This window comes from Jannaschia donghaensis (genome assembly GCF_001403795.1).
In the GTDB taxonomy this organism is placed as follows: Bacteria; Pseudomonadota; Alphaproteobacteria; order Rhodobacterales; family Rhodobacteraceae; genus Jannaschia; species Jannaschia donghaensis.
On record NZ_CXSU01000005.1, the window covers coordinates 379,449 to 403,420 of the forward strand.

The following is a 23,972-nucleotide window of genomic DNA, read 5'->3' on the forward strand; positions in this document are numbered from 1 at the left end:
CGCGTGGCGGGGTGAACCCCGTCCTACGGGAATATAAAATGCGCTTTCTCCTCGCCCTTGCCGTCGCCCTGTTGACGTCGCCTGTCGCGGCACAGACCGGCCCGGTTCAGGCCCTGCTTCAGACCCACGCCGAGGACATCGCCAAGCCGTCGCGCCGTACGATCCAGCCCGTGCTGGACGATCTGGCCGCCAGCGACCTGCCCGCGATGCCCGATTTCCTGGAGGCTTGGGCCGATAAGGGCGTGGTGCGGCACGACGCCGACGGCCTGTTTTTCTACGGCACCCGCGAGGGCGATATCTATGCGCTGCGGTCGGTCGAGGATGGCACCGACGTCGGAGAGGTCGCCCGCCGCGACGCCTCCGAACTCAAACCGAATGCCGGGGTGCGCAAGCTGATCGCGACGGCCCTCGTCCAGTTTCAGCTCAACGATCCGGACCCGGATCGCCGCCGTGCCGCGCTCGATTCACTCTCCCGCAATCCGACACCCGACCTTCTGGCCCCCCTGCGCGCCTCCATCGAAGCGGAGGAGGATCGCCTGATCCGCAACCGCAAGGAGGCGCTGGACCGTCTGATCACCATCCGCTTCGGCACGGACCAGACCGCGCGCCTGACGGCCATCGACTGGATGGCCGACCGCATCTCGCTGGAGGCGCGGGCCGCGCTCAACGCCGTGCTGACCACCGACCGCATTGTCGGGACCCCGCCCGAAGGTGCCAATATCGCCCGCACCCTGCAGGTCGGCACCGACATCACCGCAGAGGTCGCACTGGACCTTCTGGCGGACGAAGGCATCGTCCCCGATGCCGTGTCCCGCGCCGACCGCGATGCGGCCCTGGTCGCCAACATCGCCGGGGCTGCGGTCGCCGGCACGCCCGTCGCGCAACTCGACACCGAAGAGGCGCGCTGGACGGCCTATGCCGCGCTGTCGGGCACGGGCCTTGCCCCGCCGCGACCGCCGGTGGACGCGGCGGCGATCCTGCTGGCGATGAACCCGATCACCGAGGTCTACGACGAAGCCGACCCCGCCATAACCGAAGCCGCCGTGGCCGCGCTGGCACAGGTCGATGCCCGCGTGGCGCGCGCGCAAGCGGCGGACATGACGCTGGATGCGGTGTCGCTGGCGTCGATCTACTTCCTCGCCGCGATCGGGCTGGCCATCACCTTCGGTGTGATGGGTGTCATCAACATGGCCCACGGCGAATTCATCATGATCGGGGCCTATACCGGCTACGTGGTTCAGCAGATCGTGCCCGACTACACGTGGTCGCTTGTCATCGCCCTGCCGCTGGCTTTCGTGGTGGCGGGGGCGGCGGGTGTCGCATTGGAACGGCTCGTCATCCGCCACCTTGCCCACCGCCCGCTGGAGACCTTGCTCGCGACCTTCGGCATCTCGGTCGCGCTGCAGCAGATCTTCAAGAACATCTTCGGCACGCAGGCGGTGCCGCTCACTTCTCCCGACTGGCTGGCCGGGGCGTGGAGCCTGAACGACGTGGTGGGCATCAGCTATATCCGCATCGCGATCTTCGTGCTGGCCGCCGTCTTCCTGGCTCTCCTCGTCTATATCCTGCGCCGCACCCGCTTGGGGCTGGAGGTCCGGGCCGTGACGCAGAACCCCGGCATGGCCGCATCGCTTGGCATCGACCCCGACCGCGTGGGCATGGCGACCTTCGCGCTGGGGTCGGGCATCGCGGGGGTTGCTGGCGTGGCCATCGGATTGTTCGCGCAGGTGACATCCGAAATGGGCGCGGGCTACATCGTGCAGTCCTTCATGACGGTCGTCGTCGGCGGCGTGGGGTCGGTCTTTGGCACGTTGGCCGGGGCCGGCCTGATCGGGGGGCTGCAAAAGGGGATCGAATGGCTGAACCCGTCGAACACGCTGGCCGCACAAACCTACATGATCCTGTTCATCATCCTCTTCATCCAAGTCCGCCCCCGCGGGATCGTGGCGCAGAAGGGCAGGTTCGTTCAATGACCGACGCTGCCTCTTCTTCCGGCCAGAAATACCTCGGGGGTGCGGGGGCCGGCCCACGTCCGCTGATCGCGCGCGCGGATGTCCTCGTCTTCCTGTGCGCTCTGGCGTTCGTCACCATAGTGGCGACCCTGATGGCGCAGGCGGGATGGGTCTCGACCTCCTTCGTCAAACTGCTGGGCAAGACGCTGTGCCTGTGCATCGCCGCCCTCGCCATGGACCTCGTGTGGGGCTTCACGGGCATTCTGTCCCTGGGCCATTTCGCCTTCTTCGGGATCGGCGGCTACGCCATCGGCATGTGGCTCATGTGGAGCCGGACCGAGGGCATCGTCCTCGAAACCCTGTCCCGCGCACCGCTCCCCGCCACCCCGCTGGAGATCGAGGAGGCCATCGGCAGTCAGATCTTCGGCGTCGTCGGATCGTCAGATGTTCCCGCCCTGTGGACCTTTGCGGGATCGCTGCCCCTGCAACTGGCCTTCGCCGTTCTTGTCCCCGGCGCGATCGCCCTGATCTTCGGATGGCTGGCGTTCCGCAGCCGGGTGGTCGGCGTTTACCTGTCGATCCTGACGCAGGCCGGCACCCTCGCCCTGTCGCTGTGGCTGTTCCAGAACGACAACGGATTGCGCGGCAACAACGGCCTTTCGGGGCTGCAGAACATTCCCGGCCTGTCGGGCACCCCGCAATCCACCCTGTCGCTCTGGTTTCTTTGGGGGTCTGCCGTGGCATTGGCCCTCGCCTACCTTCTGGCCGCCTGGACCGTGTCGGGGCGGTTCGGCTCCGTCCTGCGCGGCATTCGCGACGACGAGGCGCGGGTGCGGTTCCTGGGTTACGAGGTGGAGCGTTACAAGCTGGCCGTCTTCACCGGGACGGCCATGGCCTGCGGCGTCGCGGGTGCCCTCTACTATCCGCAGGCGGGCATCGTGAACCCAGCGGAAATCGCGCCCATCGCGTCGATCTACCTGGCCGTCTGGGTCGCAATCGGCGGGCGCGGGCGGCTTTACGGCGCGGTCATCGGGGCCGCGGTCGTCAGCCTTGCGTCCAGCTGGTTCACCGGCGGCGGCGCGCCGGACATCGACTTGGGCTTCTATGAAATCAAATGGACCGATTGGTGGCTGGTTCTGCTGGGCCTGTCCTTCGTGGCCGTCACGCTGTTCGCGCCCAAGGGATTGGGTGGTCTGGTGGATTTATGGACGGCGCGCCGCGCCATGCGACGACAGGGCGATCTGGGCCCCGACCAAGGGGCCTTGCGAGCCGAGGAGGAAAGCCGGTGAGCGCGCTTCTGGAGGTGTCCGGCGTGACCAAGACGTTCGATGGGTTTCGCGCGATCGACGATCTCAGCTTCTCGGTCAACGAACCCGAGCTGCGGGCCATCATCGGCCCGAACGGGGCGGGCAAGACGACGTTCATGGACCTTGTGACCGGCAAGATCCGACCGGATGCGGGCACGATATGCTACGGCGATCTGTCGCGCGACCTGACGAAGATGTCCGAGGCGCAGATCGCGCGGGCGGGCATCGGGCGCAAATTCCAGAAACCCACCGTGTTTGAGGATCAGACGGTCGAGGAAAACCTGACCATGGCCCTTGCCGCCCCACGCGCGCCCTTTGCGGTTCTTTTCCGACGCACCGATGCGCGGGTTGCGGCGCGGGGGGCCGCGGCGCGGGTCGGGTTGGAGGACCGGATGCAGACGCCCGCCGGCGTCTTGAGCCACGGCCAGAAGCAATGGCTGGAGATCGGGATGCTGCTGGCGCAGGAACCGCGCCTGCTGCTGGTGGACGAACCCGCCGCCGGCATGACCAGCGCGGAGCGGGAGCGGACGACGGAAATGCTGGTGGAGGCGGCGAAGACGCGCGCCGTCGTGGTGATCGAGCATGACATGGAATTCGTACGCCGCCTGAATTGCCGCGTGACGGTCCTGCACGAAGGCCACGCGCTGGCCGAAGGATCGCTGGACCACGTCTGCGCCGATCCGCGGGTGATCGACGTCTATCTGGGACGACAGGAGGCGGCGGATGCTTGAGGCGCGCAACGTCACGCTGTTCTACGGGGGCAGCCAGATTCTGCACGGCATCGACCTGACGGCCAGACCCGGCGAAATCACCTGCGTCATGGGCCTGAACGGGACGGGCAAGACCTCGCTCCTCAAGGCGCTGGCGGGACGGCATCCGATGCGGGGCGTCGTTACGCTGGACGGCGACCCGTTGCCGCCGGGGGCCAAGGCGCGGGCCCAGGCGGGCATCGCCTATGTGCCGCAGGGCCGGGAAGTCTTCCCGCAGCTGACCGTCGCCGAAAACCTCGCCACCGGGTTCGCCTGCCTGCCCAAGGCGGACCGACGGGTGCCGGGGGAGATCTACGATCTGTTCCCCGTGTTGCGCGATATGGCCGGGCGGCGCGGCGGCGATCTGTCGGGCGGGCAGCAACAGCAGCTGGCCATTGCCCGCGCGCTTGTGACCAAACCGCGCGTCCTGCTGCTCGATGAGCCGACGGAGGGGATCCAGCCCAATATCATCGCCCAGATCGGGCAGGTGATCGCGGGGCTGCGTGATGCGGGCGACATGGCGATCGTCCTGGTCGAGCAGCGGTTCGATTTTGCCTGGGGCCTGGCCGACCGCATCGTGGCGCTACGGCGCGGTTCCGTCCTGCGCGACGAGATACGGGCCGGCGCCGACCGCGAGGCGATCCTGGCGGATGTCTCGGTCTAGAGAGGCCATTTGGGAAAAGCGGCCCTAGGTCGGCGCGTCCTGCCGGATCAGGCCCTCGCGCTTCAACTCGGCCCAGAGATCGGGCGGGATCGTGGCCGCGGCGGCGCGCAGATTTCCTTCGGATTCCGCAACGCCCTGCCCGCCGGGGATGACCGACAGCGTGGTGGGGTGAAGCAGTGGAAATTGGAACGCGGCGTCGATCAGACGGACGCCGTGATCGGCACAGATGGCGTCGATGCGGCCCACACGCGCCTTCACCTGCGCGGTGGCGGGTTCGTAGTCATAGAAGCTGCCGTCGACCGGGCCGGTGGCCAGAATCCCCGAATTATACGGCCCGCCCGTCACGATGCCGACGCCCCGCGCCGCGCACAGCGGCAAAAAGGACGTCAGCGCCTCCTGCTCCAGCAGGGTATAGCGGCCGGCCATCAGGAAGATGTCGAAGTCGCCGCGATGCAGAAGCTGCTCGCAAACCTCCCATTCGTTCACGCCCGCGCCGAAGGCCTTGATGGTGCCGTCCAGACGCATCCGCTCCAACGCGTGATAACCGCCTGCCATCAGTTGATCGACCTTGGCGTTCACGTTGGCGCGCGATCCCTGGTTGGGCACGTCGATGTCATGGGCGAAAAGCATGTCGATCCGGTCCACGCCCAGCCGTTCCAGGCTGAACTCCACCGATCGCATCACGCCGTCATAGCTGTAGTCGTAGATTTCGGTACGGGCGGGCACCTCGAACCATTTGCCATGTCCGTCGCGGGTCGCTTCGGTCGCGGGCTTCAGAAGCCTGCCGACCTTGGACGACAAGACGTATTCGTCACGCGGCTTGTCGCGCAGAAATCGGTTGAGCCGTGTTTCCGACAGGCCCAGGCCATAGAGCGGCGCGGTGTCGAAGTACCGCACCCCACCGTCCCAAGCACTTTGCAGCGTGGCCTGAGCTTCGTCATCGGTGATCGCGCGGTAGAGGTTGCCCAGCGGCGCGGTGCCGAACCCAAGTTCGGTAAAGGTCAGACCACCGTTGCCGGTGCGGTCCCAATGGCGGGTCCTGAGGGCTTCAGTCACAATATCGAACCTCCGTGAACCGGGCGCGCAGGGCGCGGACATCCGCAAGAACCGTTTCCGGGTCGTCGCGCAACGCGCGGGCGAACAGCGCCATGATGGCGGGGGCATCCGCCGGTGTCACCCCGCGCCGGGCCAGTTCCGGCGTGCCAAGGCGCAGGCCGTTCAGATCGCTGTCGACCCCGGGCAGGGGCAGGCCGATGCCGCAGGTCAGGAAGCCTGCCCGCTCCAAACGCCGCGCTGCTGTCTGGCCCCCGCCCAGGGTCCGCGCGTCGATGGCGAACTGGTGGCTGCGCGTGCCGCGATAGACGTCCAGCCCCTCGGTCGTGGCGGCCTTGGCCAATGCGGCGGACAGGTCGATCATTGCGCGCGCATAGGCTTCGCCGCGGCTGCGCCAGTCCTGCAGGGTGATGCCAAGTGCCGCCGTCTTGCCGGCGTCGAAATTGGCGGTCAGGCCAGGGAAGGCGATGGCCTCGATCTTGTGTGCCACATCCGCATCGTTCGATACGATCAGCCCGCCCGCCGGACCGCCCAGCGATTTATAGGTGCTCATGGTCATCACATGCGCGCCCTGTGTCAGCGGGTTGTCCCAGGCACGCCCCGCGATCATGCCGCACAGATGGGCGGCGTCGAACATCAGATGCGCGCCCACGGCATCGGCGATGGCGCGCACGTTTGCGACGGGATGCGCAAACAGGTTGAGCGACTGGCCCAGCGTGATGATCCGGGGGCGCACGCGTTCGGCCATCGCGCGCAGCCCGCCCACGTCGACGGTGTATCCATCCGCATCGACCGGAGCCTCGTGGATGTCCAATCCATAAAGCCCCGCGCAGCCCGCACCGTGATGCGTGACGTGACCGCCGATCGATGCGGGCGGCACGATGATCGCGTCACCGGGTTTCGCCAGGGCCATGAACACCATCAGGTTGGCGATGGCCCCCGACGGCACCCGCGCCTCCGCGTAGGTCGCGTCGAAGACGGCGCAGGCAAGGCGATGGGTGATCGTCTCGATCTCCTCGATCTGGTCCAGGCCCATCTCGTACTTGTCGCCCGGGTAGCCGAGCGATGGGCGGCTGCCGATGCCCGAGGCCAGCAGCGCCTCGGCCCTTGGGTTCATCACATTGGTCGCGGGGTTGAGGTTGAAGGCCGTGTCGTGAGTGATGACGGCGGCGCGGGCCAGATCCTCGATCCGGGCGGCGGGATCGGTGGGCAGCGCGATGGCGTCGATGCGGGCGCGCACGACGTCCGGCAACCAGGGGCGGGGGGCGAGGTCGGTCATGGATGTCTCCTTCCCGCCCATGTCGCCGGGCGACGGCCCTTCGGTCAATTCGTGTTTCGCGCGAATGAGCGGGCCGGCATGTCCGCAGCGACCGTCGGTCCGGATTGCGGAAGGGGGGCACGACGGCTAGCGTCGCGCCGGGGGGAACGCGGATGTCGATACTGGTCTTCGGGGACAGCAACAGCCATGGGACGGTGCCGCTTGCGCATCTGGGCGGCGTGGCGCGTCATCCCCCGGCGGCGCGCTGGCCCGACGTGATGGCGCAGGCGCTTGGGACGTCGATCATCTGCGAAGGGCATCCGGGGCGCACCACGGTGCACGACGACCCGATCGACGGGGCGCATAAGAACGGAATGCGCGCGCTGCCGGCCCTGTTGGAAAGCCACCGCCCGCTGGATTTGGTGATCGTCATGCTGGGCACCAACGATTGCAAGGCGCGGTTCGGTCTGCGCGGTTGGGATATCGCGGCGGGCGTGGGCAAGCTGGCGCAGGTGGTGCAGGCGTCCAACGCCGGGCCCGAGGGTCGGACACCGCAGGTGATGCTCGTCGCGCCCGTGCCGGTGGAGGAGGCGGGGGTGCTGGCCGAGATGTTTCAGGGCGGGCGCGTCCGATCGCGGGCCATCGCACCGGCCCTGCGGGACGAGGCCGCGCGGCTGGGCTGCGCCTTCTTCGATGCGGGCCGCGTGGCGCAGGTGGACATGACCGACGGAGTTCACATGGCGGCGGATGCGCAGGCCGCCCTGGGCCTGGCGATGGCCGATGCCGTCGCTGCGATGTCGAAGGAGACATGACATGCTGATCGGACTTCACCCGGCGCTGAACGCCGACGTCCTGCACGCGCTGCGGGCCATGGGGCACGGCGATACGCTGGTGCTGGTGGACACGAATTTCCCGGCGGATTCGACCGGGCGACGCACGACCTATGGCCGGTCCTTGTCGATGGAAAACGTCGACACGCGCGATGCGATGGACGCCATCCTGTCGCTGTTTCCGCTGGACAGTTTCACCGACGATTTCGCCGCTACCATGGCCGTCGTCGGCGATGCGGCGACGGTGCCGCAGGTCCATCTGGACGCCAAGGCCGCGCTTGAGGCCGTGGGCGAGACGCGCCGGGTTCCGGCGGTCGAACGCTTCGCCTTCTACAAGCTGTCCAAGGCCGCCTATGTCATCATCCAGACCGGCGAACGCCGCCCCTATGGCAACGTGATGCTGCGCAAGGGCATCGTCGGACCCGACGGGCGGGCGGGCTGATGGGACATGTCGCGATCCTGGGCGTTTTCGTCGCCGACACCACCTTCAATGCCGACCGCCTGCCGCGTATCGGCGAAACGGTTCTGGGACACTCCTTTACGCTGGGGCCCGGCGGTAAGGGGTCGAACCAGGCGGTCGCGGCGGGTCGCGCGGGGGCGGACGTGCATTTCATCGCCCGCATCGGGCGCGACCCCTTCGGAGATATGGCGCGTGGGGTCTGGGCCGACGCCGGCGTGACGTCCGCAGTGATCGAAAGCGAGGAGGCGACGGGGGCCGCGATGATCTTCATCGAGGCGGCCACGGGCGACAACGCCATCATCGTGGCACCGGGTGCGGCCGGGGGGATCACCCCGGCGGATGTGGAGGCACGGTCGGACGTGATCGGCGGCGCGTCGGTCTTCGTCACGCAGCTGGAGCAACCGATGGATGCCGCGATGCGCGGCCTGCAGATCGCGCGGGCGGGGGGTGCGGCGACGATCCTGAACCCGGCCCCCGCGGCGACCCTGCCGGACGGGATGCTGGCGCTGTGCGACTACGTTACCCCAAATGAGACGGAAGCCGAGGCGTTGTCGGGCGTGGCCGTGCGCGACCTGCCGTCGGCACGGGCGGCGGCAGATACTCTGCTGGCGATGGGCGTGGCGCGGGCGGTCATCGTGACGCTGGGCGCGCAGGGGGTTCTGTACCACGACGGCGACCGGTCGGTGTCGATCCCGGCGGTGTCCGCCGGTCCGGTGGTCGAGACGACGGGGGCCGGCGACGCCTTCAACGGCGCTTTCGCCTGCGCGCTGGCCGAGGGGATGGATCCGGTCGCCGCCGCCCGCTTCGGGTGTGCCTGCGCCGGGATTTCGGTGACGCGACCGGGGGCGGCGGCGTCCATGCCGTCGCGGGCGGAAATCGACGCGCTGCTGTGATGCGACTGCCACCCGACGGTCCGAACATGCGCAAGATGCCGGTTGTCACGTCACAGCGGCCATCACCCCGCGAAGTTCCGCCAGCCCGCGCATCCGACCGATGAGCGGATAACCGGGGGCCGAGGCGCGGGTCAGATCCGACAGGATCTGCTGACCGTGATCGGGACGCATCGGGATGGCGTGGTCGGCGCGCCCGTCATCGCGGCGGCGCGCTTCCTCGGCCATCAGGGCCCGGATGGTGGCGACCATGTCGGTGTCGCCGTCCAGGTGCAGCGCTTCGTGAAACCCGGTGCGCGCGCCGTCGGGTATGCCGTCCCGGCGCGTGTTGCGCAGATGGGCGAAGTGGATGCGATGGCCCAACGCCCCGACGAAGGCGACCGGGTCGAAGGCGGGATCAACGCCCAGCGATCCGGTGCAGAAAGTCACGCCGTTCGCGGGTGTGTCGACCGCCTGGATCACGGCCGCATAATCCGATTGCGACGACATCACCCGCGGCAGACCCAGAAGCGGGAAGGGCGGATCGTCGGGGTGACAGCACAGCCGCAGGCCCAGCTCCTGAGCGAGGGGTGCGACTTCGGACAGGAAATCGATCAGGTTGACGCGCAACCCCGCCGCGTCGATGTCGGCATAGGCGGCAAGATGTGCGCGCACCTCCTCCAGCGTCCAACCGTCGTTGGCGCCCGGCAGTCCGGCAACGACGTTGTCGACCAGCGCCTTGCGGGTGGCATCGTCCATCGCGGCGTGGCGCGCATGGGCGGCATCGCGCAGGGCATCGCCATAATCGTGCACGGCCCCCGCTCGGTTCAGCAGGCACAGATCGAAGACCGCGAAATCCGTCAGGTCGAAGGCCATGGCATTGCCGCCGTGGGGCATGGGCCTGCGCAGGTCCGTCCGGGTCCAGTCGAGAACGGGCATGAAATTATAGCAGATCGTCTCGATCCCGCAGGCCGCGAGGTTTCGCAGCGAGACCCGGTAAGCGTCCAGATGGTCGGCCAGGTCCGGACCTTGCGTCTTGATCGCCTCCGAGACTGGCAGGCTCTCCACCACGTCCCAGCCCAGACCCGAGGGCGTGCCATCCGGCAGGAATGCGATCGCCCGCTGCCGGTCCTGGATTTCGGCGGTCGACCAGACCGCGCCGGGCGGGATGTGGTGCAGGGCCGTCACCACGCCTTCCACCCCGGATTGCAGCATGTCGGCTGTCGTGACCGCATCCTGCGGGCCGAACCATCGCCAGGTCTGTTTCATCGCGTCCCCTCCGCCATCATCTGCGCCGTGATCGCCAGTTCCATCGTCTTGAAGGCATGGGCCTGCGGCATCGCCGTCTGCGTCCGGTCGCGGACGTCCGCCAGCAGCCGCGCGAAATAGGGCAGACCGGCACCGGATGCGTCGATCTTCCGACAGGTGTCGCCGTTGACCAAGATCAGGTGGTCGGTGCCGGGCGCGCCGCCGACGTCGACGTATTTGCGAAGCTCGATATACCCTTCGGTTCCCAAGATCGTCAGCCGCCCGTCGCCCCAGGTCGGCAGGGCGTCGGGCGTGTACCAATCCACGCGGATGTAGCCGTGGGCCGCGTTCGGTCCGCTGCCCGATTGCAGCACGATTTCCCCAAAATCCTGAAGTCCGGGCCGATCGCGGTTGGCGTAATTTGCCGCATGGGCGCAGTGGATCGTGGCATCGGTGCTGCCGGTCAGGACCAGGAATTGGTCGATCTGATGACTGGCAATGTCGGTCAGGATGCCGCCATATCGCGCGCGCTCGAAGAACCAATCGGGCCGGGTCGCCGCGTTCAGGCGGTGGGGGCCCAGGCCGGTGGTCTGCACCACGCGCCCGATTGCGCCCGCCGTCACCAGATCGGCCGCGCGGGTCATCGCCGGCACCTCGAACCGCTCCGAGAAGTCGATGGACCAGATGCGCCCCGTCCCGGCCTGCGCGGCGCGGAGCATGTCCAGCTGATCCAGCGTCGTGCACCCCGGCTTGTCCGTCATCACGTCCTTGCCCGCCCGCATCGACGCCACGGCCAAATCGGCGCGGTCGGCGGGCACGGCAGAAATCACGATCAGGTCGATGTCCGGGTCCGACACGATGGCGTCTCGGTCGCGAAACGGCACGTCGGGGAAGCGTTCCCGGAAACCGGGCAGGGTTTCGGGCGTGCCGTCGGTCCACCACGCAGCGAAGACCGCGCCTTCGGCCATCAGGTTCGCAGCCATGCCGTAGATGTGCCGGTGGTCGAGGCCGAGGGCCGCAAAGCGGATCGGTCGGGTCATGGTCGCACCTCCACCGCGCATCCCCGGGCCGAGGAACGGACGATCGCATCGATCAGGGCATGAACGCGCAACGCTTCGCGCCCGGTGCAGGCGACGGGGCAATCGTCGCGCAGGGCGGCGGCAAAATCCTCGATCACGGCCCGATGCCAGGCATGGGTGAAGGCCATTGGATCGGCCCCGCCGCCCGTGCCGGCCGCATCGCCCAACGTCTCGGTTGTGCCATCGGCCCAAGTCAGCGTCAGCTGCCCCGAGGCCAGACGGGCGGAGCCTTGTGTGCAGTGCAGGGTGATGCTCTCTGCGTCGCCCGGACGGCTGGCGGTGCTTGCCGTCAGGCTGCCGACGGCCCCGGAGGCGAAATCCAGGCCGGCGGTCACGAAATCCTCCGCTTCCATCGCGTGCAGCCGGGTCGTCCGTGCCATGGCCTGCACTCGGGCGACCGGACCGGTGTAGGTGAGGGCCAGGTCCAGCGTGTGGATCGCCTGACTGATAAGAACGCCGCCGCCGTCGCGGGCATAGGTGCCGCGTCCCGGTGCGTCGTAGTAGGATTGGTCGCGCCACCAGGGCACCGCGATGTCCACCGCCGCGATCGGCCCCAGTCGACCGGTAGAGAGGAGATCGGCCAGATCGCGGGACGCTTGCCGCATCCGGTGTTGGAACACGATGGCAAGCGGGACACCCGCCGCCTCGCAAAGTTCGACAATCCGCGTCGCCGCATCGGTCGTCCGCTCCACCGGTTTTTCCATCAGGATGGGTTTGCCAGCGCGGGCCAGCGCGGGCACGATATCCGCCCGCGCGTTCGGCGGTGTGCACAGGATGGCGAAATCCACGTCCGACGCGGCAAGTGCGGGCAGGTCGTCGAAAACATGGGGGACGCTGCCGATGATCGGTGCCACCCGGTCGGCGAAGGCGCGTGCGCGGGCGGGGTCGCGCGACAGCACGCCCGAAAGCGTGACGCCCGTCGCATCGTGCAGGGCGCGCACGTGGGTTTCCGCCACCATGCCAAGACCGATCAACGCTGCCTTCATCCCGCCTCCTGCGGTCAGGGGTGGGGTGCGGCCGCGCGGCTGTCAAGACGGGTGGCGTCTGATCCGAAAGGTGCCGTCAACCGACGGCGAGGCCGGCATGGGTGTCGAGCAGGAATTGGGAGGAGATCGGTCCGCTGGCCGCCCCGACGGCGCGGGCGCCGATGCCGATGGTGCCCCCCTCGATCTGCGGCGCGATCAGGCCGCGCACGTCCTGGTTCGCCAGATAGCGGCGCACCCGCTCCACCAACTCGGTGCGAATGGCGGGGGGGAAGGCCCCGTCGATCAGCACCGCTTCGAAGTCGATGACGGCGCAGATCGACAGGCAGGCGCGCGCCAGCTCCTGCGCGATCTGGCCGAGCCAGGGGTCGACGTGACGGGCGATGCCGCCCCAATCCTGCGGTTGGGCCCATAGAATAGCAGGGTCGATGTCCGATTCCCGCAATCGCCGTTCCAGCGTGTGGATGGAGGCCGTATCGACCAGTTGCTGGCTTTCGCCGTTCGGACCCAGCGTGGGGAGTGAGCCGAGCGCGCCGGCATTTCCCTGACGCCCCTCATAGACGGAATGGTTCAGAACGACGCCGCCGCCGACGAAGGCCCCGACGAAGAAATAGGCGTAATCGCGGAATTCCTTGCCGCGCCCGAAGATCTGTTCGGCCTGACAGGCGGCGGTCGCATCATTGGTCAGGGCCGCGGGCAGGCCGGTGACCGCGCAGGCCCGCGCGCGGATGTCGACGCCCGCCCAGGCGGCGAACGGCCCGGTCCGCTGCGGCGCGTCGCCGGTGGCCTGCAATTCGAACGGGGCGGCGACGCCGATCCCGCACAGACGGCCGTATTGCGTAGGCGAAAGGTCGGCTGAAATCTCGGACGTGGCGGCGTCAAGGAAGGCGAAGACGGCCGCAGGCTCCGGCCCGTCATAGGTCAGGCGGCGCGTGGCACGCGCCACGCCTGCCAAGTCCAGCAGGACCAGTTCGGCAGAGCGTCGACCGATCTTGAGACCCCATGACAACGCCCCGTCCGGCGACAGACGCATGGGGCGAGACGGTTTGCCGACCTTGCCGCGCACAGGCTCCCCGCGTTCGAGGAGACCGTCGGCCTCCAACCGTTTGAGGATCGCGGACACGGTGGGCGGCGACAGACCGGCGCGCCGGGACAGATCACTTGCCGGAAGCGATCCGTGGCGTTGCAGCAGCGACAGCAGAAGCCGTTCGTTATGGTTCCTGACGCCCTTCTGGCTCAGCCCGGTCGAGATGGATCTGACGACGGCGGTACTCATGCGGGTCCTTTGACACGTCCGGTGGGGGCAATCTAGACGGGGGTCCGGGGTTAGTAAAGAAACCTAATTAACTAATTGACACGGTTTCGTGACGCTGGCAGGAAATGGCGCACAGGGCGGAGGAGGCGTCGGGAAGAATCCCGGTGTGCCGCCAAAAAGAGCGTTCTTGGGAGGAACCGAAATGAAAAAACTGCTTATCTGCACCACGCTTGCCGCCACTTTTGCCGGCGGGTCCGCCTTTGCCGACGCGCATGGGACGTCCGCCTGCTTGATCACCAAGACCGACACCAACCCGTTCTTCGTCAAGATGCGCGAAGGGGCCGAGGCGGCTGCGGCCGAAAACGGCATCACCCTCAGTTCCTACGCCGGTCAGGTCGACGGCGACCACGAGACGCAGGTGGCCGCGATCGAGACCTGCATCCTGGACGGGGCAAGCGGCATCCTGATCACCGCGTCCGATACGTCGTCCATCGTCGGAGCCGTGACGCAGGCGCGCGACGCGGGCCTTCTGGTCATCGCGCTTGACACCCCGCTCGACCCGATCGACGCGGCCGATGCGACCTTTGCGACCGACAATTTCCTGGCCGGGGAGTTGATTGGCAAATGGGCCGCCGCGACCTTGGGCGATGAGGCCGAGAACGCCAAGATCGCCATGCTGGATCTGGCTGTCAGCCAGCCGACCGTCGGCGTTCTGCGCGATCAAGGCTTCCTGCAGGGCTTCGGCATCGATCTGGCCGACCCGAATGTGAACGGCGACGAGGACGACCCCCGCATCGTCGGAAACGACGTCACCCAAGGCAACGAGGAAGGCGGTCGCCGCGCGATGGAGAACCTGCTGGCCGTCGATCCGGAGATCAACGTCGTCTATACCATCAACGAGCCTGCCGCCGCCGGTGCCTATGAGGCGCTGCGGTCCATTGGGCGCGAAAACGACGTGCTGATCGTGTCGGTCGACGGCGGCTGCCCCGGTATCCAGAACATCGAGGATGGCGTGATCGGTGCCACGTCGCAGCAGTATCCGCTGCTGATGGCGTCCAAGGGGATCGAGGCGATCGCCGCTTTCGCCGCCGACGGCACCCTGCCCGAGCCGACCGAGGGCAAGGACTTCACCGACACCGGCGTGGCCCTCGTCACGGATGCGCCTGCCGACGGCGTCGACAGCATCTCGGTCGCCGAAGGCAAGGACCTTTGCTGGGGCTGATCGCCTGAAGATATGCTAAGGGTAAGCGAAGGGGCACCGTCGTCGGTGTCCCTTTGCACAAGGCCAGGTCGAGGGGGAGCGAAGCCGATGGCATCCGAGAATTACGAAGCCGCCAGCAACCGGGCCGAGGGCGTCGCCCAGTTCGGAGAGTCGCGGCGCGGCGCGTTGGCCAAGCTGCAGCACGCGCTGCACGTCAATCCCGCGCTGGTCCCGCTGTTCGTTCTGTTGGTGTCGATCGCGGTCTTCGGTCTGCTGCTGGGATCGCGGTTCTTCAGCCCCTTCGCCATGACCCTGATCCTGCAACAGGTACAGATCGTCGGCATCGTCGCCGCCGCCCAAAGCCTGGTGATCCTGACGGCGGGCATCGACCTGAGCGTCGGGGCCATCGCCGTCATCTCCTCGGTCATCATGGGGCAATTCACGTTCCGCTACGGCGTTCCGGTCGAGGTTTCGGTCGCCTGCGGCCTGCTGGTGGGCACGGCCATCGGCGCGCTCAACGGCTTTCTGGTGGCGCGCATGAAGTTGCCGCCGTTCATCGTGACGCTGGGCATGTGGCAGATCGTGCTGGCGGCCAACTTCCTCTATTCCCAGAACGAGACGATCCGCAGTCAGGCGATCGAGGCCGAGGCCCCGCTGCTGCAATTCCTGGGCACGACCTTCAAGATCGGCGCAGATGCCGATGGGCGGGGCGGGGCGACCTTCACCTATGGCGTGATCGCCATGGTCTTGATCGTGGTCGTCCTGGCCTATGCCTTGCGCCAGACCGCCTGGGGACGGCACGTCTATGCCGTGGGCGACGACCCGGAGGCGGCGCAGCTGTCGGGCGTGAACGTGAACCGCACCATCATCTCGGTCTATGCGCTGACGGGGTTCATCTGCGCCATCGCGGGCTGGGCCTTGATCGGACGGATCGGATCGGTGTCGCCCACATCGGGTCAGCTTCTGAATATCGAAAGCATCACGGCCGTGGTGATCGGGGGCATCAGCCTGTTCGGCGGGCGCGGCTCCATTGCGGGGACGTTCTTCGGCGCGCTGATCGTGGGCGTGTTCACGCTGGGCCTGCGTCTTGCGGGCGCGGACGCGCAGTGGACGTACCTGTTGATCGGCGTCCTCATCATCGCCGCCGTCGCGGTGGATCAGTGGATACGAAAGGTCTCGGCATGACCCAGAGCAGCACACCCATCCTTCAGGCCCGCGGTCTGGTGAAACGATACGGGCGCGTCACGGCGCTGGACCAATGCGATTTCGACCTGCACGCGGGCGAGATCGTGGCCGTGATCGGCGACAACGGCGCGGGCAAATCCTCGCTCATCAAGGCGATGTCCGGCGCGGTCGTCCCCGACGAGGGCGAAATCCTGCTGGAGGGCAAGCCCGTTCGGTTCAACACGCCGACGGACGCGCGCGCAGAAGGCATCGAGACGGTGTATCAGACGCTGGCCATGTCGCCGGCCCTGTCCATCGCGGACAACATGTTCATGGGGCGCGAGCTGCGCAAGCCTGGCTGGCGCGGGTCGGTCCTGCGGCAGTTGGACCGCGCCCGGATGGAGCAGATTTCCCGCGACAAGCTGTCGGAACTGGGGCTGATGACGATCCAGAACATCAACCAGGCGGTCGAGACTTTGTCGGGCGGGCAGCGCCAGGGCGTGGCCGTCGCCCGCGCCGCCGCCTTCGGGTCCAAGGTCATCATCCTGGACGAGCCGACGGCGGCACTGGGCGTCAAGGAATCGCGCCGGGTGCTGGAGCTGATCCTGGATGTGCGGTCGCGGGGCATCCCCATCGTCCTGATCAGTCACAACATGCCCCATGTCTTCGAGGTGGCAGATCGCATCCATGTCCATCGTCTGGGCAAGCGGCTGTGCGTGATCGACCCCAAAGACTATACGATGTCCGACGCGGTGGCGTTCATGACCGGGGCCAAGGACGCGCCGCTGGCGGCATAGGCGGCCCGGCCACGACGACCGGGCCGGACCCGTCAGTCCCCGTGACCGTCGTGACCCTCGGTCTTCGCGGCACCGCGTTTTTCGACGTTGAAGATGACATCGACGTCGCCCGCATCGCGGAACGTCAGGGTCGCGGGAATCTCCTGCCCGTCTTTCAGACCTTCCTGCAGGCGCATGAACATGACGTGCAGGCCGCCGCTTTTCAGGACGACGGTTTCACCCGCCGGGATCGCGATGCCGCCCGCCACCTCGCTCATCCGCATGATACCGTTGTCGATCGACATCTCGTGAAGTTGGACCATGCCGGCCACCTCTTCTGGGACCGTGGCCGAGAGGAGGACGTCGTCGGTATCGCCCGCGTTGGTGATTTCCATATAGCCGCCGCCGACGGGCGCGTTGCCCACGGTGGCGAGGGCGAAGGGGTGGGCGATCGTGATGTCGCCCACGCGGTAGTCATGCGCGTGCGCCGCGCCGCCGATCAGGAGAGCGGCCAGAAGAATAAGGTTTTTCATATCGGAGTTCCGTTCGGATGAGAGTCGTCGCACGCCTTCCCGGCTTTGCGAGACGAGGCGTGAATTCGGGGGCGCATGGCACCCGCGTCGAAATCAGACCCGAGCCGGAGGACCCCGATTTGCGACATCGCGCGGGCGAAGGCCCAGGACCGTCTGCGTCTGACGCGCGGGATAATCGGCCCGTGACAGACCGGCCATCGGGATTAGATTGGCCGCGACCGGCCCCGGCAAGGCAGGGGATGCCGCGTCTTCCCACGGACAGTCGGGATGTGCGACCGGGGCATGGCCCGGTGGTGCCTCGTCTGCGGGCACGACGATCCGGGCCAGGTCGTCGCCGATGCAGATGACGATCGTGACGAGGCCCGTATCCGCGCGCACCGGCATCGTGCCGGCGGCGAGCATCGACGCAAGCAGGAACGGCAGCAGCAGCGCACAGAGTGCGGCGCGTCTCAGACGGGTCAACGGGTGCCGGATCCGGGGCAAGGCAATCTCCGAAAGATCTATGACAGGTTTGCCATATCGCCCATTGCGGCGAAAGGGACGGTCTGTCGCGTTTCATCGCGGCCCCCCGCGTTTTCCGCCATGGGACTGTCGCCGGACAGACCCGCCACACACGGTCCAGCCGATGCAGGAACCCAACGCGCCATGTCGACAGGCGCTGTCGATCGGGGCGACATGGGTCGCTGTTGGCACGAGCCGGTCGCGACGACGCCGGGCCCATCGCGCTCAACGCAGTGGACGAGGATCGGATCGAGATCCGAAATTGCCCGGATGCTTTGCGCAGCAGACCGTCGAGACCGTCGGGCGCCTGCAGCCGCGCCATCGTCGACCGGGTGCCCGTGCCGGCTATGCATTTGCCCGCGTCTTGCGAGGATACGGGCCAAAAACCGGGTCGCCTGATCTAGGATGCCGCTTTCGTGCGGCCCAGCATCAGATGGATGCGTTCGGACTGAACGGTGACATGCGCGCGCAGGGCGGCGGCGGCCCCGTTGGCATCGCCGTCGCGCAGGGCTGCGGCGATTGCGCGGTGTTCGGACAGCGACTGCTCCATCCGGCCCCGCATCAGAAGCTGGGAGCGTCGGTAGGGTCGCAGTCTGTGGTGCAGGCGCAGCAACTCCCCCTCCAGAAAGGCATTGGCCGTCGCGGCATAGATCACGGCGTGGAACACGGCGTTCTCGGAATAATAGCGGTCGGCATCCCCGGCGGCGGCGGCCGCGGCACATGCGGTGTCGGCCGCCATAAGCCGCGCTAGCCCTTCGCCGTCGATCCGCATCGCGGCCAGCCGCCCCGCCACGCCTTCCCATTCGGCCATCGTCTCGAACATCTGAAGCAATTCGACCAGATCGGGCTGTCGGACGAAGACGCCGCGACGGGGCAGATGTTCGACCATACCGCTTGCGGTCAGCAGTTGCAGCGCCTCGCGCACCGGCGTGCGGGAGACGGCATGACGCTCCGCGATGCTGACCTCATCGAGCCGGACGCCGTGGTCCAGCTCTCCGGTGACGATCCGGTTCTCGATGTCCTTGGCGATAATGTCAGCCTGTCGCATCCGACGTTCCATGTCTTCGGGTTTGCACCTTGTATACAATATGATTGACCCTGTGTCCAAGATATGTTGGTCTTGCGCAGTCGGCCCGGGAGAGCCGTTCCAAGGGAGGAATACCATGACCATCAAGACCGCTATCCTGACCGGCGTCGTCGCGACGCTCGTCACTGGAGCCGCGACCGCCGAGACGCTGCGCCTGTCGCACCAATGGTCGACGCAGGACGTCCGTCACAAGGTCGCCCAGATGATCGCCGACGAGGTGGCCACCGCCGAGGTCGACCTCGACATCCGCATCTTTCCGTCGCAATCGCTGTTCAAGGCGCGCGAACAATACACACCGCTCAGCCGCGGTCAGTTGGACATGACGGTCCTGCCGCTCAGCTATGCCGGCGGGCAGCGCCCCGAGTACAATCTGACGCTGATGCCGGGCCTGGTGAAGAACCACGATCACGCCGCGCGCCTGAACGAGAGCCCGTTCATGGAGCAGATCAAGGCAACGGCCGCGGAAGACGACGTGATCGTTCTGGTCGACGGCTATCTGGCCGGGGGTTTCGTCGGCAAGGACAGGTGCGTGACCGGTCCCGCCGACATGGAAGGCCTGCAGACCCGCGCCGCCGGCAAGGCGTTCGAGCAGATGCTGGCCGGGGCCGGGGCGTCCATCGCGTCGATGTCGTCGTCGGAGATTTATTCGGCGATGCAGACGGGCGTTCTGGATGCGGCCAACACCTCCTCCTCGTCTTTCGTCAGCTACCGCATCTACGAGCAGGCGGCCTGCTACACCCCGCCGGGCGATTATGCGCTGTGGTTCATGTATCAGCCGCTTTTGATGAACAAGACGACGTTCGACGGCCTGACAGACGATCAGCAGACGGCCCTTCTGGCAGCCGCCGACAAAGCCGAGGTCTTCTATCTGGAGGAAGCCAAGAAGGAAGATGCCGACAGCCGTCAGGTGTTCGCCGATGCGGGTGTCGAGATAAAGGACATGACCGCCGAGGAGTTCGAGGCGTGGCGCGCCCTGGCGCAGGAAACGTCCTATACCGCCTTCGTGGAAGAGGTGCCCGGCGGGCAGGAGCTTCTCGACAAGGCCCTCGCCGTCGAGTGATCCGCCACCTGGGCTGACGGCAACGGACCCCGGCGCGCGATGTGCCGGGGTCGTACGGAACGGCGGGGAGCATCTTTATGGACGGATTGGAACGCGGCGACGGGGTGACTCGGACCATCGGGTGGATTTCCACCATCGCCGGCTGGATCGCGGCGACGATGATAGTGGTCGCGGTCGCCATCACCTGCCAGATGATCTTCGTGCGTTTCGTGCTCAACAGTTCGACGGTCTGGCAGACGGAGATGGTGATCTACCTCGTCATTTCGGCCACCTTGGTCGGTTTGCCTTATGTGCAGAAGTTGCGCGGCCATGTGAACGTCGATCTGATCCCGATCGCGCTGCCGCCGGGACCGCGCCGCGCGATGTTCTACTGCACCCTGTCCGCGTCCACCCTCATCATCGCGATCATGACGTTCTACGGGGCCGAATTCTGGTACACCGCCTGGTCGCGGGGCTGGCGGTCGGACACGGTTTGGGGCGTCCGGCTGTGGATCCCGTATCTGTCGATCCCGGTCGGCTTCGGCCTGCTGGCGTTGCAGATGATTTCCGACGTCTGGGCTGTGGCAAAGGGCTATGACAAGCCTTTCGGCTTGCCTGACAAGGACCCGCTGGCCGCCCGCGCGGCATCCGCCGCTGAAGGGGGGCACTGACATGGATCCGCTGCTGCTGGGTGGCCTTGTCGCCATCGTCACCATCCTCGTGCTGTTTTCGGGCATGTCCGTGGCCGTCGGCCTGCTGGTGGTCTCTGCAGGGTTTCTCATCATCTTCGACGGGATCCGCTCGTTGGAGCTGATGCCGGAGATCCTGTTCGGCAAGCTCGACAATTTCGCGCTGCTGGCGATCCCGATGTTCATCATCATGGGGGCGAGTATCGCCTCCACACGGGCGGGGGCCGACCTTTACGAAGCACTGGAACGCTGGCTCACCCGCGTGCCGGGCGGCCTCGTGGTGTCGAACCTGGGGGCCTGCGCGCTATTCTCGGCCATGTCGGGGTCCAGCCCCGCGACCTGTGCCGCCATCGGCAAGATGGGCATCCCGGAAATGCGCCGGCGCGGCTATACCGACGGGGTGGCCGCCGGTTCCATCGCGGCGGGCGGCACGCTGGGCATCCTGATCCCGCCGTCCGTCACCATGATCGTCTATGGCATCGCCACCGAAACCTCGATCGGGCGGCTGTTCCTCGCAGGGGTCATTCCGGGCCTGCTGCTGGTGGGTCTGTTCATGGCGTGGTCGATCTTTGCCACGTGGAAGTCGGGCAACCTCGCCGTGCTGACGCCCACCGACTACACCTGGAAGCAGAAGTTCGAGGTGCTGCCCCGCGTCCTGCCGTTCCTCGTCATCATACTGGGCGTGCTCTACGCGATGTACGGCGGCATCGCGACGCCGTCGGAGACGGCGGCGGTCGGTGCGCTGCTCTGCCTTGTGATCGCGATGGTGATCTACAAGCTCTGGTCGCCGGCGGCCCTGTGGACCGTGCTGCGCGACAGCACGCGGGAATCGGTGATGATCCTCTTCATCATCGCCGCCGCAGGCGTGTTTTCGTACATGCTGTCGTCGCTCTACGTCACGCAGAGCATCGCCGAATGGATCAGCACGCTGGACGTGAACCGCTGGGTTCTGATGATCGCGGTCAACATTTTCCTGCTGATCGCGGGGTTCTTCCTGCCACCGGTCGCGGTGATCCTGATGGCCGCCCCCATCCTGCTTCCGATCATCCTAGCGGCCGAATTCGACCCAATCTGGTTCGCTGTCATCCTGACGATCAACATGGAAATCGGGCTGATCTCTCCGCCCGTGGGCCTCAACCTCTATGTCATCAATGGCATCGCGCCGGAAATCCCGCTCAAGACGATCCTCACGGGCTCGCTGCCCTACGTGGGCTGCATGGTCCTGGCGATCCTGCTTTTGTGCCTGTTTCCGGGTCTGGCGACGTGGTTGCCCGATGCAGTCATGGGATCGGCGGTATGACGACGCTGGCCGGCCTTCTGTCGACCGTGTTCGACCGGCGATACGTCGGGTCGGCGGCGGGGGACCGGCGCGATATCATGACCCTGTGTTCGGGCCTGATGGCCGCGCGCGACGAGGTGTCGGGCATGGATCTGGCCCGCCGGGTGCTGGACCGCTACCGCGGCCTGGACGACGATGCCCGCGCCGCATTCTTCGGTTGGCTTGCCGGCGAGATGGAGATCGACGCCGGCAAGGTGGCGACCGCTCTGGCCGATTATTCCGCCGACCCGACGCCGCTGGCCCATGCCGCGCTGATGACGGCGAGCGAGCCACCGCGTCAGGACCTGTTCCGACGTCTCAACCGGGTGCCGGGGGCGACGGGACAGCTGGTCGAGATGCGCGCCGATCTGCGCCGGGCGGCCCGGACCGACGGCGCGCTTACGGTCGTCGACGCCGATCTGTCGCATCTGTTGCGCTCGTGGTTCAACCGCGGCTTTCTGGTTCTGCGACCGGTGAATTGGGATAGCCCTGCAAGTCTTTTGCAGAAGATCATCGAGTACGAAGCCGTGCACACGATCGACAGCTGGGACGACCTGCGTCGCCGGCTTCAGCCCGCAGACCGGCGCTGTTTCGCCTTTTTCCACCCCGCCATGCCGGACGAGCCGCTGATCTTCGTGGAAGTGGCTCTGACACGGGGAATCCCCGGCAAGATAGGCGCGCTGCTGGCCGAGGATCGCGTTCTTCTGCCCAAGGCGCAGGCGGATACGGCCGTCTTCTATTCGATTTCGAACTGCCAGCCGGGCTTGGCCGGTATCTCTTTCGGGAACCTGCTGATTAAGCAGGTCGTCGCCGATCTGACGGCCGAATTGCCCGGCCTGCGCACCTTCGTGACCCTGTCACCCATTCCCGGCCTCGCCGATTGGCTGACCGCCGCGGGGGTCGCGCCAGCCGACGACGCGGCGCTGCGACAGGCGGCGGCGCATTACCTGACGCGCGAACGCCGGGGCGCACTGCCGCGCGATCCGGTTGCGAGGTTCCATCTGGGCAACGGTGCCACCATCCACGACATCCACGCGGATGCCGACCCTTCAGCAAGCGGGCAGCGTCAATCGCGGGGGGCCATGGTGAACTACCTCTACGAGCCCGACCGGATCGCCAAGAACCTGGAGGGGTTGAACGAGGGACGGATCGCCGCGACCCGGTCCGTCCAATCCCTCGCCCGTCAGGCCCAGATCCCGGAGGCACAGGCATGACCAATCCGCTCTACGATACGCTTTTCGCGCCGCAGGTGGGACGTACCGACACGTTCCTGCATCTGCCCGACGGCGCGACGCTGACCCACGACGCTTTCGCATCGCGTGCCGCCCGGATGGCCGGGGCCTTGATCGGGGCTGGGCTTAGGCCCGGTGACCGCCTGGCTTGCCAGATCGCGAAATCGCCCGATGCCCTGGCGCTTTATGCGGCCTGCGCGCGGGTGGGGATCGTTCTGCTGCCGCTCAACGTGGCCTATACCGCGCCCGAGGTTGCGTATTTCGTCGGCGACGCGCAGGCCGCCATGCTGGTTTGCGACCCCGCCGATGCCGAAGCGCTGAAATCCATCGCGGACGACGCGGGGGCGGCGCTGATGACGCTGGGACCGGACGGCGATGGAACGCTCGCCCAGGCCACCGACGCGGCGGATCCAGCGGATGTGGTGCCCCGCACGGGAAGCGACCTTGCCGCGTTCCTTTATACGTCCGGCACGACAGGCCGATCTAAGGGTGCGATGCTGAGCCAGGACAACCTGCTGTCGAATGCCCGCGCCCTGACCGACGCGTGGCGATTCACGTCCGACGACACGCTGATTCACGCGCTACCTATTTTCCACACGCATGGATTGTTCGTGGCGGTGAACGTCACGCTGACGGCCGGCGGATCGATGATCTGGTTCGACACGTTCGACCCCGCCGCCGTGCTGGACGCGATGCCGCGGGCGACCGCGATGATGGGGGTTCCG

Annotated in this window: 24 protein-coding genes; 15 read left to right on the top strand and 9 right to left on the bottom strand. The window is 67.0% G+C overall.

The genetic code is table 11. The features are described 5' to 3' along the window. The first annotated feature begins 38 nt into the window (after positions 1-38). From urtB to urtE, 4 genes are read left to right on the top strand one after another with little or no spacing between them, the layout of a single operon-like run. Positions 39-1,973 carry an urea ABC transporter permease subunit UrtB gene (gene urtB / locus JDO7802_RS02505; protein WP_055082267.1) on the top strand — a complete coding sequence of 645 codons (1,935 nt, stop codon included), beginning with the start codon at positions 39-41 and terminating at the stop codon, positions 1,971-1,973. Further along, positions 1,970-3,241 carry an ABC transporter permease subunit gene (locus tag JDO7802_RS02510; protein WP_055082269.1) on the top strand — a complete coding sequence of 424 codons (1,272 nt, stop codon included), beginning with the start codon at positions 1,970-1,972 and terminating at the stop codon, positions 3,239-3,241. Before urtB ends, JDO7802_RS02510 begins: the two co-directional genes overlap by 4 nt. Then, a complete protein-coding gene (gene urtD / locus JDO7802_RS02515) occupies positions 3,238-3,990 on the top strand; it encodes an urea ABC transporter ATP-binding protein UrtD (protein ID WP_055082271.1) in 753 nt (250 codons plus the stop codon). The genes JDO7802_RS02510 and urtD overlap by 4 nt, the downstream gene beginning before the upstream one ends. Beyond that, positions 3,983-4,672 (top strand): urea ABC transporter ATP-binding subunit UrtE, encoded by a 690-nt coding sequence (urtE, locus tag JDO7802_RS02520; RefSeq protein WP_055082273.1) that lies wholly within the window; start codon positions 3,983-3,985, stop codon positions 4,670-4,672. Before urtD ends, urtE begins: the two co-directional genes overlap by 8 nt. Positions 4,673-4,696: 24 nt before the next feature. Here the strand turns inward: urtE and JDO7802_RS02525 are convergent, their stop codons facing one another. Both JDO7802_RS02525 and glyA read right to left on the bottom strand, forming a co-directional pair. Beyond that, complete coding sequence (locus JDO7802_RS02525; protein ID WP_245624088.1) at positions 4,697-5,728, bottom strand: aldo/keto reductase; 1,032 nt, start codon at positions 5,726-5,728, stop codon at positions 4,697-4,699. Next, a complete protein-coding gene (glyA, locus tag JDO7802_RS02530; protein WP_055082277.1) occupies positions 5,721-7,004 on the bottom strand; it encodes a serine hydroxymethyltransferase in 1,284 nt (427 codons plus the stop codon). Before glyA ends, JDO7802_RS02525 begins: the two co-directional genes overlap by 8 nt. Positions 7,005-7,156: 152 nt before the next feature. Here glyA and JDO7802_RS02535 point away from each other — a divergent pair, with 152 nt between their 5' ends. The 3 genes from JDO7802_RS02535 to JDO7802_RS02545 are packed head-to-tail and all read left to right on the top strand — an operon-like array spanning position 7,157 to position 9,166. Next, positions 7,157-7,795, top strand: a complete 639-nt coding sequence (locus JDO7802_RS02535; RefSeq protein ID WP_055082279.1) for an SGNH/GDSL hydrolase family protein — start codon at positions 7,157-7,159, stop codon at positions 7,793-7,795. 1 nt (position 7,796) lies between these two features. After that, positions 7,797-8,255, top strand: a complete 459-nt coding sequence (locus JDO7802_RS02540) for an RbsD/FucU family protein (protein WP_055082281.1) — start codon at positions 7,797-7,799, stop codon at positions 8,253-8,255. Beyond that, complete coding sequence (locus JDO7802_RS02545; protein WP_055082283.1) at positions 8,255-9,166, top strand: ribokinase; 912 nt, start codon at positions 8,255-8,257, stop codon at positions 9,164-9,166. The genes JDO7802_RS02540 and JDO7802_RS02545 overlap by 1 nt, the downstream gene beginning before the upstream one ends. Before the next feature lie 45 nt (positions 9,167-9,211). On the opposite strand, the gene uxuA is transcribed toward JDO7802_RS02545, so the two are convergent. From uxuA to JDO7802_RS02565, 4 genes are all read right to left on the bottom strand, one after another. Next, a complete protein-coding gene (gene uxuA, locus JDO7802_RS02550) occupies positions 9,212-10,411 on the bottom strand; it encodes a mannonate dehydratase (RefSeq protein WP_055082285.1) in 1,200 nt (399 codons plus the stop codon). Beyond that, on the bottom strand, positions 10,408-11,430 hold the full coding sequence (locus tag JDO7802_RS02555) for a Gfo/Idh/MocA family protein (protein WP_055082286.1): 1,023 nt from the start codon (positions 11,428-11,430) through the stop codon (positions 10,408-10,410). Before JDO7802_RS02555 ends, uxuA begins: the two co-directional genes overlap by 4 nt. Continuing rightward, a complete protein-coding gene (locus tag JDO7802_RS02560) occupies positions 11,427-12,455 on the bottom strand; it encodes a Gfo/Idh/MocA family protein (RefSeq protein ID WP_055082288.1) in 1,029 nt (342 codons plus the stop codon). The genes JDO7802_RS02555 and JDO7802_RS02560 overlap by 4 nt, the downstream gene beginning before the upstream one ends. 76 nt (positions 12,456-12,531) lie before the next feature. Further along, on the bottom strand, positions 12,532-13,728 hold the full coding sequence (locus tag JDO7802_RS02565) for an ROK family transcriptional regulator (protein ID WP_055082290.1): 1,197 nt from the start codon (positions 13,726-13,728) through the stop codon (positions 12,532-12,534). 181 nt (positions 13,729-13,909) lie between these two features. Between JDO7802_RS02565 and JDO7802_RS02570 the strand changes: the two genes are divergently transcribed. From JDO7802_RS02570 to JDO7802_RS02580, 3 genes are all read left to right on the top strand, one after another. Beyond that, positions 13,910-14,929 carry a sugar ABC transporter substrate-binding protein gene (locus JDO7802_RS02570; RefSeq protein ID WP_055082292.1) on the top strand — a complete coding sequence of 340 codons (1,020 nt, stop codon included), beginning with the start codon at positions 13,910-13,912 and terminating at the stop codon, positions 14,927-14,929. 87 nt (positions 14,930-15,016) lie between these two features. Next, positions 15,017-16,093, top strand: a complete 1,077-nt coding sequence (locus tag JDO7802_RS02575) for an ABC transporter permease (RefSeq protein WP_055082294.1) — start codon at positions 15,017-15,019, stop codon at positions 16,091-16,093. After that, positions 16,090-16,869: an ATP-binding cassette domain-containing protein gene (locus tag JDO7802_RS02580; RefSeq protein ID WP_055082297.1), complete on the top strand. Its 780-nt coding sequence runs from the start codon at positions 16,090-16,092 to the stop codon at positions 16,867-16,869. Before JDO7802_RS02575 ends, JDO7802_RS02580 begins: the two co-directional genes overlap by 4 nt. A 32-nt stretch (positions 16,870-16,901) precedes the next feature. On the opposite strand, the gene JDO7802_RS02585 is transcribed toward JDO7802_RS02580, so the two are convergent. The 3 genes from JDO7802_RS02585 to JDO7802_RS02595 form a co-directional block, all read right to left on the bottom strand. Next, positions 16,902-17,381, bottom strand: a complete 480-nt coding sequence (locus tag JDO7802_RS02585; protein WP_055082298.1) for a copper chaperone PCu(A)C — start codon at positions 17,379-17,381, stop codon at positions 16,902-16,904. Between the two features lie 93 nt (positions 17,382-17,474). After that, complete coding sequence (locus JDO7802_RS02590; protein ID WP_055082300.1) at positions 17,475-17,843, bottom strand: DUF2946 family protein; 369 nt, start codon at positions 17,841-17,843, stop codon at positions 17,475-17,477. A 439-nt stretch (positions 17,844-18,282) separates the two neighbouring features. Then, positions 18,283-18,930 carry a GntR family transcriptional regulator gene (locus JDO7802_RS02595; RefSeq protein ID WP_245624089.1) on the bottom strand — a complete coding sequence of 216 codons (648 nt, stop codon included), beginning with the start codon at positions 18,928-18,930 and terminating at the stop codon, positions 18,283-18,285. 121 nt (positions 18,931-19,051) lie between these two features. Between JDO7802_RS02595 and dctP the strand changes: the two genes are divergently transcribed. From dctP to JDO7802_RS02620, 5 genes are all read left to right on the top strand, one after another. Beyond that, a complete protein-coding gene (gene dctP, locus JDO7802_RS02600) occupies positions 19,052-20,029 on the top strand; it encodes a TRAP transporter substrate-binding protein DctP (RefSeq protein WP_055082988.1) in 978 nt (325 codons plus the stop codon). A 77-nt stretch (positions 20,030-20,106) separates the two neighbouring features. Beyond that, positions 20,107-20,679, top strand: a complete 573-nt coding sequence (locus JDO7802_RS02605) for a TRAP transporter small permease (protein ID WP_055082304.1) — start codon at positions 20,107-20,109, stop codon at positions 20,677-20,679. A 1-nt stretch (position 20,680) separates the two neighbouring features. Then, positions 20,681-21,997 carry a TRAP transporter large permease gene (locus JDO7802_RS02610; RefSeq protein ID WP_055082306.1) on the top strand — a complete coding sequence of 439 codons (1,317 nt, stop codon included), beginning with the start codon at positions 20,681-20,683 and terminating at the stop codon, positions 21,995-21,997. After that, positions 21,994-23,229, top strand: a complete 1,236-nt coding sequence (locus tag JDO7802_RS02615; RefSeq protein ID WP_055082308.1) for a malonyl-CoA decarboxylase — start codon at positions 21,994-21,996, stop codon at positions 23,227-23,229. The genes JDO7802_RS02610 and JDO7802_RS02615 overlap by 4 nt, the downstream gene beginning before the upstream one ends. Next, a partial coding sequence (locus JDO7802_RS02620) for an AMP-binding protein (RefSeq protein WP_144430515.1) occupies positions 23,226-23,972 on the top strand: 747 nt, incomplete at its 3' end. The genes JDO7802_RS02615 and JDO7802_RS02620, both read left to right, overlap by 4 nt.